Origin of the sequence: Sphingomonas sp. CFBP 13728, from assembly GCF_014841895.1 — a bacterium.
Lineage (GTDB): Bacteria > Pseudomonadota > Alphaproteobacteria > Sphingomonadales > Sphingomonadaceae > Sphingomonas.
The window spans coordinates 1,275,971-1,288,968 of record NZ_JACYUS010000001.1 but is presented as its reverse complement, the minus strand read 5'-3'; the positions used below and the strand labels follow the sequence as shown (position 1 = coordinate 1,288,968).

The following is a 12,998-nucleotide window of genomic DNA, read 5'->3' as shown; positions in this document are numbered from 1 at the left end:
ACCAAAAGGGAGGGGCGCAAAAGCAGGGTGGAGGCGGTCAGGCCGCGCTTGCCCCGCCGATCCATGTGCCGACCGGATGCAGGTCGCGGGTGAGCACGACCCAGTCGGCGGTGCAGCCGACCTGCAACGTGCCGCGCTCCTGCGACAGCCGCAGGAACGCCGCCGGATAGGTCGCTGCCATCGCTGCTGCGATTTCGGGCGCGACGCCGAGCCGGTCGACGGTGTTGCGGACCGCGCCGGCCATGTCGAGATCGGAGCCTGCCAGCGTGCCGTCGGCGCCGACGCAGCGGCCGCCCTCGACGTGGATCTCGCGGCCTTGCAGCACGAACGACTTCTCGGCCGCGCCGACGCACGGCATCGCGTCGGATACCAGCATGAACCGGTCGTGCGGCCGTGCGCGCAACGCGATCCGCAGCACCGCGTCGTCGACATGGAAGCCGTCGACGATGATCCCGCAATATACCGTCTGGTCGTCGAGCACCGCGCCGACCACGCCCGGGGCGCGGTGGACCAGCGGCGACATCGCGTTGAACAGATGCGTCACGCCGGTGATCCCGGCGGCGATCCCGGCGCTCGCGGTGACGTGATCCGCGTCGCTATGGCCGATGCTGATGAGCACGCCGGCGGCGGTCAGCGTTGCGATCTGTGCCTCGGTAACGCGCTCGGGGGCGAGCGTCACCATGACCCGGCCGAGGCGGGGGCGGGTCAGCAGCGCGAGCAGGTCGTCGTCGAGATCCTGGAAGCGCGTCGGGTCGTGAATGCCCTTGCGTGCCGGGCTGATCACCGGGCCCTCGATATGGATGCCGAGCACGCCGGGGACACCCGCGAGGATCGCCGCGTCGACCGCGTCGAGCGCTTGCGCGATCACGTCGGGCGTGTCGCTGATCAGCGTCGGCAGGAACGCGGTGGTCCCGAACGGGCGATGCGCCGCGCCGATCGCGGCGATGCCCTCGACCGTGGGCGTATCGTTGAACAGCACGCCGCCGCCGCCGTTGACCTGCGTATCGACGAAGCCCGGCATTAGCCAGCCGCCGTAGAGGTCGATCGCGTGATCCACGGCCTGATCGGACGTCGCGTCGCCGATCTGCGTAATCCGACCGTCCTGGACGACGATCGTCGCTTCGTGAAGGACGCCGGTCGAGGCCGCGATATGGCCGTTGGAGAAACGGTAGGTCGTCATAGTGTGCGCGTCACTTTGCTCAGATGCGAGGGTGCGTCGGGGTTGAAGCCACGCGCGAGCGAGAGCGCGTTGACCATGCGGTAGAAGCTCTGGATCATCAGGATCGGCTCGATCGCCGGATGTGCCGCGAGCGCGGGCAGGACCGTGTCGTCATGACTACCATCCAGCGCGGCGTCGGCAAGCAGGACGCGCGCGCCACGGTTCGCGAACTCGCGCGCAGCCTCGCGGACGCCATCGCCCGCAACATCCGAGGTGGCCAGCGCGAGCAGCGGAAAGCCGTCGTCGACGAGTTGCATCGGCCCGTGGCGAACCTCGGCCGAGCTGAACGATTCGGCGTGCAGCGCGCAGGTTTCCTTCATCTTCAACGCGGCTTCGTTGGCGATGCCGAAGCCGATCCCGCGCGCGATCACGAACAGGTTGGTCGCGGTGCGCAGCGGCTCGACCGCAGCCGACCAGTCGAGTGTCCAGGCGCGCGCGAGGTCGGCGGGCAGCGCGGCGACCGCGTCACGCAGCCCGTCGTCGTCGGCCCATTCGGCGGTGAGCGCGGCCAGCGCGGCGAGCGAACAGATATAGGACTTGGTCGCGGCAACCGATTTTTCCGGGCCGGCATGCAGCGGTATCAGGGTATCGGCAGCCTCTGCGAGCGGCGAGGTCTCGTCGTTGACCAGCGCCACGACGTGCGCGCCGGCGGCCTTTTGCGCGGCGACCGTCGCGAGCAGATCGGGGCTGCGGCCGCTTTGCGAAACCGCGATGCACAAGGTGTTCCGCGCGCCGAGCGGCGCGTCATACAGCGACACGACCGAGGGGGCCGCGGCGGCCACGGGTATGCCCGTCTTCGTCCAGATCAGGTATTTGCCGTAGACCGCCGCATGATCGGACGATCCGCGCGCGCAGGTCACGACGACCGCGGGCGGCATGGCGCGCAGTCGGGCGCCAAGCGCTGCGAAAGCCGCCGCATTCGCAGACAGCATCCGCTGTACGGCGTCGCTGGATTCCGCGGCCTCGCGAAACATCAATGTTGCGTCTTCGGCGATGGAAGAGGGGGCCAGAGAAGAGGAAGCAGTTTCATGCATGGCAGCGGCTCGCTTCGATTATCGTGCGGGTGTCGTGCGGGCAGGGAGCGAGCGGCCCCCCGACCAAGACCAGTTCGAGTAAGTTATGAATTGGTATTATTCAAGCGTCAGATGACCGGCCATCATGCGCGCCAGCCGGTCGACCGTATCTCGATCGGTCACGCCGCGTTCGACGGCGGCAAAGCCAAACCGCAGATCCGCCGGGTCCGGCGCGGTCTCCGAGGCAACGCGGCACGACGCGTGGACTTCGTGGACGCCGGATTTGAGGATGGCGGGTAGCGTGGCGGGCGAGACTCCGCTGCCGGCCAGGATGACGATCCGCCCTGCCGCCCGTCGATGCAGGTTGCCCAACATCGCGACGCCGTCGACCGCTTTGGGAACGCCGCCCGATGTCAGGATCCGGTCGAAGCCGAGCGATACGGCGGCTTCGAGCGCGGCGGGCAGGTCCGCGCACAGATCGAACGCACGGTGCAGCGTCAGCGAAAGCGGATGGCCGCGTGCCGTACCCAGCGCGCGCGCGTGCGCGATCCATGCGGCCAGCACCGGAAGGTCCAGCTGGTGCGTGGCATCGAGCGCACCGATCACGATTCCCGCCAGCCCGGCCTCGGCGGCGGTGCGGATATCGTCCGCGATCAGGGCCTGCTCGCGGCGGGAATATACGAACCCGCCTTCCCGCGGGCGGGCCAGCAAGTGGACGGGCAGGGCAGGGGTGCCCGTTCTTCCCGCAGTCGCCGACACGGCCGCGCGGATCAGCGACGCGGGCGGGGTAAGGCCGCCGACCGCGAGCGCCGCGCAGAGTTCGATACGGCCCGCACCCCCCGCGATCGCCGTATCGATACCATGGAGATCTTCGACGCAGACCTCGAGCATCGGCGTCGCGTTGGGGAGAATGCCGTCCCCGCTCACGCCCGCCCCGCTTACGCCCACACCAATCATGCCTTGAACAGCGAGTTGGCTTTCAGCACCGTCGTCGTGCCGCGCGCGTCGGTGACGGCATAGGTAAAGCCGGGCAACAGGCAGAACGCGCCGACATTGCCCTTCGTGTCGAGCGCGAGAAATCCGACCTGGACGCCGCGAATGGCGTCGCCGCGGAGGTGGGCGATATGGCGGACGACCTCTTCGCACGCCTGCTGCGGCGACGCGCCACCGCGCATCGACGCGACGACGCGCGCGGACCCTGCGACTCGCGTCACCTCCTCGCCGACTCCCGTCGACGTGGCGCCGCCGACTCCTGCCTCGACGTACAGGCCCGATCCGACCTGCGGCGAATCGCCGACACGGCCGCGCATCTTGAACGCCATGCCTGACGTCGTGCACGCGCCTGCCATGCGACCGTCCGCGGTGCGCGCGAGCAGGCCGATCGTGTCGTGATCGAGTGCGCCGCCGGGCGTGCGCGTGACGCGGTTCTCGCTATTGGCTTCGGGTTGGTATTTCGCGGTCTTCAGCCAGTCTCGCCACGCCTTCTCCGACTCGGGCGTGAGCAGCGATCGTTGCGGGAACCCCTGGTCGCGCGCGAACCGCGTCGCGCCCTCGCCGACGAGGAAGGTGTGCGGCGTTCGCTCCATTACCCGTCGCGCGACCGAGATCGCATGCACCGTGTTCTCCAGCGCCGCGACCGCGCCGACGCCGCCCGCGTCGTCCATGATGACGGCATCGAGCGTCACATGGCCATCGCGGTCCGGATATCCCGAATAGCCGACGCTATGATTGCTGGGGTCGGCTTCGGGGACCATCGCGCCAGCCTCGACCGCGTCGATCAGCGAGCCGCCCTTGGCCAGGCGGGTGAATGCTGCTGCGTTGGCGGCGGCGCCGAAATCCCATGTCGACAGGACGACCGCGCCAGAGGCCGCGGAGTCGGGCGCCGTTCCTGCACCCATCGTGTTCGCCGCCGCGCTCCGCGCGGTCACGAATGGTATCGTTCCCATGCTGCCCAAGCCTGCCAGCAACCATCTGCGCGTGTTCGCCATGTGATCCCCCATCGCCTCCCTTCCAGCGTGATCCGCTATCCGGTTGAGATGCTCAGGCTATCGCAGGATAAGTCGCCCCGCCAGTCGTGACGCCGATTTGAAACATTTTATCGCAAATGTTCCATAAAGGTATTGTTTAGGCATTGACTGAAATCCCGATTTGACGAAACCTGTTAGCGCAACCCGACACAACGCCAGTGCGCGATCGGGCATTGAAAAGGGGTAGGTATGCACTTCGGCCATTCTGTTTCGCGGATCGCACTCGTCGGTTCTCTCGTCTTTTCGGCCTTACCCGCGCTGGCGCAGGACTTGTCCGCGACGACGCAGGATGCACCCGCGACGGCGCAGGATGCACCGGCCGTGACGCCCGCGCAGGCAGCGGCGACGACCCCCGCCGACGCCAAGGTCCAGGCCGATGCGACGACCGCGACCGCAGCCGCCGATCAGACCAGCCGGGATGCCCAGTCGAGCGATGCCCAGTCGAGCGGTGCGATCGTCGTGACCGGATCGCGCATCCAGCGGCCGAACACGACATCCGCAGCGCCGATCACCTCGGTCACCGCGCAGGACATCCGCGCACAGGCCGCAGTCAACGTCGAGGACGTACTGAACCGCCTTCCGCAGATCGCGCCGGACAGCCAGCAGACCTATAACGACTCCGACGGTCGCCAGCGCATCAAGCTGCGCAGCCTCGGGTTCGAGCGTACGCTGGTGCTGATCGACGGCAAGCGCCTCGGCACGCAAAACGGGCAGGACGTCGGCATCATTCCGCCGTCGCTGCTCGAGCGCGTCGACGTGCTGACCGGCGGCGCCTCGTCGGTCTATGGTTCGGACGCGGTCGCCGGTGTCGTCAACTTCGTCCTGAAGAAGGATTTCGAAGGGCTTCAGATCGACGGCAACTACAATCTCTACAATCACAACAACAAGGACACGGTCGTGTCGTCGCTGGCGCGCGCATCGGGCTTCAGCAGCCCGCGCGGCCTGACCAACGATGGTGGCCGGGTCGACGTCACGGTGACGGCGGGCAAGAAGCTGTTCGACGGCGCGCTGCGGATCAACGGGTTCGTCAACTACAAGCATACCGATCCGGTATTGCTGTCGGAGCGCTCGAACTCGGGGTGCTACCTGACGCAGACCACGCTGAACGCGCCGCTGTCGTGCGGTCTGACGCCAAGCAGCTCGACCAGTGGGCTCATCACGCCGCAGAGCGGTGCGAACGCCAACGCGCAATACGTCAACAACCCCAACGGCACGCGGACGTTCGTTCCGTTCGGTCCGGGCGCGGGCAACGCCTCGAACTATTTCAGCAACTACGCGTATCAGCGTCCGTCAGAGCGCGTGAACGCCGGCGGCTTCGTCAGCCTCGACATCGCACCGGACGCCGAGCTGTACGCATCGGGCATCTGGTTCCGCGACAAGTCGTACAACAACTACCCGGCGATCGCGGGCGGCGGCGTCCAGGTGAACTGCGACAACCCGTTCCTGTCGGGGTCGCAGGCGACCGCGATCTGCGGCGCCGCGGCTGGTACGGCTACGACGGCGCCCATCGACCTTCGCTATCGTCTGGGCGAGGGCAATGATCAGCCCGACACCTATCTGAACACCGGCGTGCGCCTTACCGGCGGTCTTCGTGGCAAGGCCGGCGACGCGTGGACCTACGATGTCGGCGGCGTCTATGCCCGCAACCGTCAGGATTACACGCCGAGCTTCGTCAACGCGACCAACCTGCAGAACGCGATCAACGTCGGCGGCACGCGCGCCGCACCGACCTGTGCCACGACCACGGATGCCGCCTGCGTCCCGTTCGACGCGTTCAGCGCCGGCAACACCAATCCGGCGCTCATCGACTACCTGTATGACCGAGGGACATCGGTCACCACGGGCACGCTGTACGACGTCCAGGCTAACGTCACCGGCGACCTCGGCAAATACGGCATCACTTCACCGTTCGCGGAGCAGGGCGTGGCGATCGCGCTGGGGACGGAGTACCGCAAGGATACGCTCAAATCGACCGCTGACAGCGTGTATCGCGCAGGCCTCGGCGGCAACGACACGTACCTGAAGCAGGACGTCTGGGAGGCCAACGTCGAAGTGCAGGTGCCGCTCGTCCAGCACAAGCGCTTCGCCGATCTGCTGCAGGCCAACGGTGGCTACCGTGTCTCGAAGTACAGCAGCAATCCGAGCACGTTCAACACCTGGAAGATCGAGGGCATATACGCGCCGGTCAGCGACCTGACGTTCCGCGCCTCGTTCAACAAGGCACAGCGCGCACCGACGGTGACCGAAATTCGCCAGGCGACGAACGTCGAGTTCGCACGCGGCGGATCGGGTACGATCAACGATTTCTGCGCGCCGACCGTCACCAGCAACCCCAATGGCGGTGTGACGTACGGCACGCCGATCGCCTCGCGCGACGTATGCCGCGCGACCGGCCTGTCCGACGCGCTTTACGGCAGCCCGACGCTGATCTGCCCGGGTGACGCGTCGACCGGTGCGACCGGATGTACGGTACGCTCGGGTGGCTTCACCGCCGATCCCGAAACCGCCTACACGCAGACCTATGGCCTGATCGTGAAGCCGCGGTTCGTGCGCGGGCTGGTCTTCTCGGTCGATCGCTACAAGATCAAGATCGACGACTCGCTCGGCTATAATGATTTCAGCTATTACACCGATGGCTGTCAGCGTTCGAACGGCGACGCGTTCTTCTGTCAGGGCATCGTCCGCAACCCGGGCACGGGCACGCTCTATTCGCCGGCTGGCACCAACCCTTCCACCGGCTTCATCCGCCAGGGCACGACCAACTTCTACAAGTCGATCGCGCGCGGTTATGATTTCCAGGCACAGTACACGCTCGATCTCGCCAGCGCGGGCAAGATCGATTGGAGCTTCAACGGCTCGCTGACGACGTTTGCAGGGGGGCAGGACTCGCCGCTCCAGCCGACCCGCAACTGCGCCGGCTACTACGGCAATGGCTGCGGCCAGCTGATCCCGAAATGGTCGCATGGCCTGCGCGCAACCTACACGACGCTCGACCGCGGCTTCAGCGCCTCGTTCAACTGGCGCTATGTCGGATCGCTGACCAACGCGGACAATTCGGGTGATCCGGCGATCGGCGGCACCGATGCGCGCGCGCGGACCAGCTACTTCCGCGTCTCGCCCAAGAGCTATTTCGACCTCGCGCTCAACTTCGCGATCGACAAGGCGTTTTCGCTGCGCCTGATCGCGAACAATCTGCTCGACAAGAGCGCCCCGATCGTTCCGGACTCGTACAACGTCGCCCTCGCGCGTACGAACACGATCCCGCAGCGCTACGACTCGCTGGGCCGCAGCCTGTCAGTCGGTGCGACCGTCAAGTTCTGATCGGATAGCGCATAAAGGCTCGCCGTTCGCGGCGGGCCGTTTTTATGGAGGCCACTTACGCGGTAGCAAAATGGCCGATCCGCGCCAGCGCCCGTACGTATTTGCGGCCATACGGCAAGGTCGGCTTGGCCTCTGACGCGGGGTGGATACTAAAAGTTTTCGCGTATCCGGTTGAATGGGTAGTCTGTATTCGCCGCTAGATCCATATGAACCGGCGATCGATTGGCTACGGACAGGCGTATTCTTTGGAGGCCTGGCTCGATACCCCGTAATGCTGTGGGGTTGCCATTCCTGTCGGTCGTCAACCGGACTGCACCGTCGTCGATGCGCGCAACTCTCGTGCCGTCCAGCGTCAGCGTGGCGCCTTGGGCGCTATAGTGGATCGTCGCGATCCGCCCGTCGTCGGTCCGGCGGCTCAGCATCGTGCCCTTTGCCGCGGGATGTTTCGGGCGGATGTTCCAGTGAATCGTGTCCGCGTCCTCGTGAAAACCGACCAGCCGCCAGGTATAATCGACCATCACCAGCGCGGCGGGGGAATAGCCGGGTGCGTCTTCCTGCGTGAAGCGGCCGGTCAGCGGATCGAGTTGCTGGCGCATCGACGCGTCCGCCTGGATCGCGTCGCACCACGCGGTCATCATCGTCCCGAATTCGGCAGAGCGACCGTAATGATCGAACCACCGCCCCGCACGTAATGCGGTGAGGGCTTGCGACGCGCCGCCCCAGCTGTTGGCGGGGATCGGCCGGACGAAGCTGGGGTCATCGAGCGCGATCGACGGTAGCGGGATGGGGCTCCAGAACGCCTTGGGGTTGCCGAGCTGCTGCTGCCAGATTCGGTCGAACATCGGCTGGTCGACGACATGCTCGCCGCATACCCGGCTGATGACGTCGCCGCGCACGCGGACGAACCGGTCCTGCGGATCGCGGTCGTAAAAGGCGGAGTCCGCCGCGTCGTACAGGCGCGCCAGGATCAGGCGACGGATCGCCTCCGCGCGTTCGTCCCAGCGGGCTGCTTCGTCGGCGTGTCCCAGCGCGCGCGCCATCGCGGCCAGCGCGCGGCGCGCGCCGAATACGGTCGCCGACAGGTCCGGGCAAAGACGCGGCAACGACGCGATCGGGTGATGCGTGGCGGCGTCCTTGTTCGGGCATTGGTTCGGCATCCCGGCCCAGCGCGGGCTGTTGTCGTGGCCCGTGTCATAGGTGCAGAACCCCTCGATCAGGCCCGTGCCGCGCGTGTTGCGATGACGCACGAGCCAATCGTCCCATGCCGAACAGGCGCGATAGGCTTGGGCGAGCAGGGCCTCGTCGCCGGTGGCGCGCGCGAGTTCCCAGGCGGTGGCGGCGATCGGCACGACCATCTGAATCTGGCCGAAGCTCGTTTCCGTGATCTTGTTGTTCGCCGGCAACTGGCCATTGGCGCGTTGCAGGTCGAAGAACGTCGTGTGGCTGTTGCGCGCGACGTCGGGACGCCAGTGACGATAGACGAGTGCTTCGTGCGGTCCGCATTCCTGCCAGATGCCCTGATAGGTCGCGCCTTCGATCAGCACCGGGGCACTGACATAGGGCATGGTCCGGACATTGGCGGCGAGCACAGCCAGCGCCTTGTCGTAGGTCGCTTGCCAGCGTGTGTTCGCGGTCTTGAAGACCGGTGTTTCGGGCGGCGTGGCGGAGATGGCGGCGCGGGACAGGGCGAGCGTCGCGACGGCGGCGGTCGTCCCGGCGAGGAAGTGGCGGCGGTCCATCAGGATCTCCCGGCAGGAATGGGCGTATCGACCACCACGCGGTCGACGTCGATCGATCCGCCCGGCCTGTCGCGGGTGAAGGTGAACAGCGCGGGGCGCGACCCTTTCCACCAGGAGAAGCGCGCGAGCGGTGTCGGCATGCCGATCGATACGAAGGTCTTGCCGTCGAGGCTGTAGCTGTAGGCGACGCGCTGGTCAGCAGTGACGTCGGCGCGCAGGTCGATGCGGGGGCCGGTGAGCACGGGGCCGGCGGTCTCCACACCTTCGTGTGCGAGCGTTACGCGCGTCTTGCCCGCCGCGCGGACGAGGCCGATCCAGCTCGGGCGAACGCCGAACAGAGACAGCCCGGCGCGTTGCCCGTCAACTATCCGGCGTGGATCGAGGCGCGCGGTGATCCGGCTCGATGGGCCTTGCAGGATCTGGGTGAGCGTATTGCGGGCGGTGACGAGATGCTCGGCGGGTAACGCGGTCAGGCGCAGGAAGCCGGGACGCGCGCGGAGGCTCCAGCCGCGGTCGTCGGGATTGTGGTTCCATTCCCATTGCGGACCCAGCGTACTGGTGGAGAACTCGTCGGAGGCTTGCAGGCGGTACGGCGCGAGACTGTTCCGCGTGTCCGGGACCGCGTGGCGATCGACCGGCTGGCCGGCGCTGGAGCCAGGTATAGGCGCGCCGATCAGCGGCCAGCCGTCGATCCAGCGCAGCGGTTCGAGATAGCTGATCCGGCCGAATGCGCCGGTCGAGTTGAAGTGCACGAACCAGCCTTGCCCGGACGATGTCTCGACCCAGCCGCCCTGATGCGGTCCTTCCAGCTTAGTCGTGCCCTGGCGCAGCACCACGCGCTGTTCGTAAGGGCCGCGAATGTCGCGGGCGCGCAAGGCGACCTGCGCACCCTTCTCGACCCCGCCGAACGGCGCGAGGATGTAATACCAGCCGTCACGCTTGTAGAGTTTGGGGCCTTCGAGGATGGGGAGGTTGACCTTGTCCTCGACGATCGTCGTGCCGGCATCGAGGACGCGGGTGCCGTCCGCGCTCATCCGGTGAAGGATCAACGGGCCCGCGCCGTGGCGCGAATGAATCAGCCAGGCAGTGCCGTCATCGTCCCAGAACGGGCACGGGTCCTCCAGCATCGGCTGGTCGATCACCTTGACGGGCGTGCTCCACGGGCCGCCTGCACGCGTGGCGGTGGCCATGAAGATGCCCTCGTCGGGGGTCGCCCAATAGACGTAGAAGCGTCCGGCGCGATGGCGGATCGAGGGTGCCCAGACGCCGCCGGCATAGCGCGTGCCGCCGACCGGCTTCGAGATCGCGTCGGTCAGCGTGTGGGGGCCGGGCATGTCGTATTCGGGCGCGAACGGCAGGCGCGGCAGGACGTGGCCGAGGATGCGCCAATGCACCAGATCGCGCGAATGCAGGATCGGTATCCCGGGCGAAAAGTGGAAGCTCGACGCGACGAGGTAATAGTCCTCGCCGACGCGGATGACGTCTGGATCGGAATAGTCCGCGAAGATCACCGGATTGGTATAGGTCGCAGGTGCCGCGCTTATTGCTGGAACCGCGGCGAGCGCCAGGACGAGTGCGAGACGCGTCATGCGGCGAGCCTGTTGCCGTAGCCGATGATGACGGTCGCCAGCACCAGCAGCGCGACGCCGCCCCAGACGGTCGCGCGGACCCGTGGTGCTGCGTCCCGCCACTCGCGAAACGCGAAGCCCCAGAGCGTGCCGAAGATGATGATCGAGGCCATGTGCAGCGTCCAGGACGAGAAGCCGAACCGCCCCATCTGGCTTTCGCCCATCGTGTAGAAGAAGAACTGGAAATACCAGGCGAGACCGGCGACCGCGCAGAGCAGGAAGTTTGCGACGAGCGGCGTTCGGCCCCCGTCGACGTCGGGAGCGACGTCGGTGCCGATGTCGCTGCCGGCGTTGCTGATCCGGCTTGCGCGTCCGATCCACTGGCCGGCGCTGCGATTGCGCGCGATCAGGATCGTGCACCAGATGCCGTTGGTGACGAGGCCGCCGAACATGACCAGGCAGAGCACCGGAAGGCCCGTCCAGAGTGGACCGGTACCGGCGGCGGCGGACAGCACGCGGACCGGTTCGCCCGCGGCCAGCCCGAACGCGAAGCAGGACGACATGATTCCCGAGAAGATCGCGACGCCGATCCCCTTGCGGAAGTCGAACTCGGCGACCGCGGCGCGCTTCGCCTCGACCGACAGCGCTGCATCCTTGCGCGCGCCCGCCAGCGCGACGACCACGATCCCGAGCAGGGTCACGCCGAGACCGAGCAGGACGATGAGTCCGCTGGTCGTGTCGAGCAGTTTCGCCGCGAAATCACCCTGGAACAGCGGTGGGATCAGCGTGCCGAAGACGGTGCACAGCCCCAGCACGACCGCCATGCCGAGCGACAGCCCGAGATAGCGCATCGTCAAACCATAGGTGAGGCCACCGAAACCCCAGAGCATGCCGAACACGATCGGCCACAGGATCGCGCGGCGGGGCGCCGCCGCCAGCACACCCAGCAGATCCTCGGTCTGCAACGCGGCGAACAGCCAGGGCGCGATCAACCACGAGACGATCCCGCCGGTCAGCCAGTAGATCTCCCACGACCAGCGCTTCACGCCGCGATAGGGGACGTAGAAACTCGCCGACGCGAGCCCGCCAAGCCAATGGAAACCGACGCCGAGCAGCGGGTTGGGAGTCATCGGACGTCTCCGTCGAAAGCGGGGGCGAGGTCGAGCCCGAGGCGGTAGAGGCGGTTCGCGTTGCCCGCGAACAGTGCGCGGCGTTCGTCTTCGGACAGGTCCGCTACCGAATCGTGGAGCATCGCCAGCGTATCGTCGAACGAAGCGAACAGCCGGTCGGTCGGGAAATCGCTCGCCATCATCGCGCGGTCGGTGCCGAACAGGTCGATCGCGCGGCGGACACGGTCACGCGCTGCGCGGGCGTCCCAGGGGCGGAGCGCGAAACCGAGGCCGGACAGCTTGATCGCCACGTGCGGCAACCGGGCCAGCGCGCGCAGGCCGTCGCGCCAGTCGGTTTCGCCGTCGACGCCCATGCCGGCATGATTGAGGAATACCGGGATGTCGGGGTGCCGTTCGATCATTTTGGCAAGCGTCGCGAACTGGCCGGGATAGGCTTGCAGGTCGAACGACAGGTCGTGATCGGCAAGGCGCGCGAAGCCGTGTTGCCAGCGCTCGTCGGTCGTCATGTCTCGGGGCGTGTAGGTCCGGTTCGGATCGGGATGCCAGTTGACGATCTGGCGGACGCCGCGGACCGCCGGGCGGTCGGCCTGTGCGGCGAGTTGCGCGTCGATATCGGGTGCATCGAGCGCGGCGAAGGCGACGATCGCGGTCGGCAAGGATTGCGTTGCAACGGCGGCCTGCACCCAGTCGGTCTCCGCGATCGCCTGAGACGGCGCCGCACCAGCCTCGACATGAACCGCGCCGACGACGTTCCAGCGCGCAGCCTCGTCCAGATAGTCCGCTGGACCGTAATCGTGCGCGATCGGCGAGACGTTGCCGTTCGGGCCATCGTCCGCGAAAGGCGGCGTCAGCCACGCATAGTCCAGCCGACCCGGCTGCCAGAAATGGACATGGGCATCGACGAACGGGACGGGATCGATCACGGCCATGCCGCTATCCTCTCTGGAACGGGCGGCCCCGGTTTTTACCGGTGACCGTAAG

Annotated in this window: 9 protein-coding genes; 1 reads left to right on the top strand and 8 read right to left on the bottom strand. The window is 67.0% G+C overall.

Translation table 11 applies throughout. The features are described from left to right. Window positions 1-37 precede the first annotated feature (37 nt). The 4 genes from nagA to IFT67_RS05800 form a co-directional block, all read right to left on the bottom strand. Window positions 38-1,180, bottom strand: a complete 1,143-nt coding sequence (gene nagA / locus IFT67_RS05815) for an N-acetylglucosamine-6-phosphate deacetylase (protein WP_192145464.1) — start codon at window positions 1,178-1,180, stop codon at window positions 38-40. Continuing rightward, window positions 1,177-2,193 carry an SIS domain-containing protein gene (locus IFT67_RS05810; protein WP_244647173.1) on the bottom strand — a complete coding sequence of 339 codons (1,017 nt, stop codon included), beginning with the start codon at window positions 2,191-2,193 and terminating at the stop codon, window positions 1,177-1,179. Before IFT67_RS05810 ends, nagA begins: the two co-directional genes overlap by 4 nt. Before the next feature lie 156 nt (window positions 2,194-2,349). Continuing rightward, on the bottom strand, window positions 2,350-3,159 hold the full coding sequence (locus IFT67_RS05805; protein WP_342450564.1) for a copper homeostasis protein CutC: 810 nt from the start codon (window positions 3,157-3,159) through the stop codon (window positions 2,350-2,352). Window positions 3,160-3,185: 26 nt separating this feature from the next. Then, window positions 3,186-4,178 (bottom strand): glycosylasparaginase, encoded by a 993-nt coding sequence (locus IFT67_RS05800; RefSeq protein ID WP_446740794.1) that lies wholly within the window; start codon window positions 4,176-4,178, stop codon window positions 3,186-3,188. 270 nt (window positions 4,179-4,448) lie between these two features. Between IFT67_RS05800 and IFT67_RS05795 the strand changes: the two genes are divergently transcribed. Next, window positions 4,449-7,580 (top strand): TonB-dependent receptor domain-containing protein, encoded by a 3,132-nt coding sequence (locus tag IFT67_RS05795; protein ID WP_244647172.1) that lies wholly within the window; start codon window positions 4,449-4,451, stop codon window positions 7,578-7,580. Window positions 7,581-7,729: 149 nt separating this feature from the next. Here the strand turns inward: IFT67_RS05795 and IFT67_RS05790 are convergent, their stop codons facing one another. The 4 genes from IFT67_RS05790 to IFT67_RS05775 are packed head-to-tail and all read right to left on the bottom strand — an operon-like array spanning window position 7,730 to window position 12,946. Further along, window positions 7,730-9,319 carry an MGH1-like glycoside hydrolase domain-containing protein gene (locus IFT67_RS05790; protein ID WP_192145458.1) on the bottom strand — a complete coding sequence of 530 codons (1,590 nt, stop codon included), beginning with the start codon at window positions 9,317-9,319 and terminating at the stop codon, window positions 7,730-7,732. After that, on the bottom strand, window positions 9,319-10,908 hold the full coding sequence (locus IFT67_RS05785) for a glycoside hydrolase family 43 protein (protein ID WP_192145456.1): 1,590 nt from the start codon (window positions 10,906-10,908) through the stop codon (window positions 9,319-9,321). The genes IFT67_RS05790 and IFT67_RS05785 overlap by 1 nt, the downstream gene beginning before the upstream one ends. Further along, a complete protein-coding gene (gene rhaT / locus IFT67_RS05780; protein ID WP_192145454.1) occupies window positions 10,905-12,017 on the bottom strand; it encodes an L-rhamnose/proton symporter RhaT in 1,113 nt (370 codons plus the stop codon). The genes IFT67_RS05785 and rhaT overlap by 4 nt, the downstream gene beginning before the upstream one ends. Then, on the bottom strand, window positions 12,014-12,946 hold the full coding sequence (locus IFT67_RS05775) for an amidohydrolase family protein (RefSeq protein WP_192145452.1): 933 nt from the start codon (window positions 12,944-12,946) through the stop codon (window positions 12,014-12,016). The genes rhaT and IFT67_RS05775 overlap by 4 nt, the downstream gene beginning before the upstream one ends. Window positions 12,947-12,998: the final 52 nt, after the last annotated feature.

Bases quoted from the DNA above. Each gene is read 5' to 3' on its own strand.
- IFT67_RS05775 (WP_192145452.1), bottom strand. From the start codon at position 12,946: ATGGCCGTGATCGATCCCGTCCCGTTCGTCGATGCCCATGTCCATTTC.
- nagA (WP_192145464.1), bottom strand. From the start codon at position 1,180: ATGACGACCTACCGTTTCTCCAACGGCCATATCGCGGCCTCGACCGGC.
- IFT67_RS05810 (WP_244647173.1), bottom strand. From the start codon at position 2,193: ATGTTTCGCGAGGCCGCGGAATCCAGCGACGCCGTACAGCGGATGCTG.
- IFT67_RS05785 (WP_192145456.1), bottom strand. From the start codon at position 10,908: ATGACGCGTCTCGCACTCGTCCTGGCGCTCGCCGCGGTTCCAGCAATA.
- IFT67_RS05790 (WP_192145458.1), bottom strand. From the start codon at position 9,319: ATGGACCGCCGCCACTTCCTCGCCGGGACGACCGCCGCCGTCGCGACG.
- rhaT (WP_192145454.1), bottom strand. From the start codon at position 12,017: ATGACTCCCAACCCGCTGCTCGGCGTCGGTTTCCATTGGCTTGGCGGG.
- IFT67_RS05800 (WP_446740794.1), bottom strand. From the start codon at position 4,178: ATGGGAACGATACCATTCGTGACCGCGCGGAGCGCGGCGGCGAACACG.
- IFT67_RS05795 (WP_244647172.1), top strand. From the start codon at position 4,449: ATGCACTTCGGCCATTCTGTTTCGCGGATCGCACTCGTCGGTTCTCTC.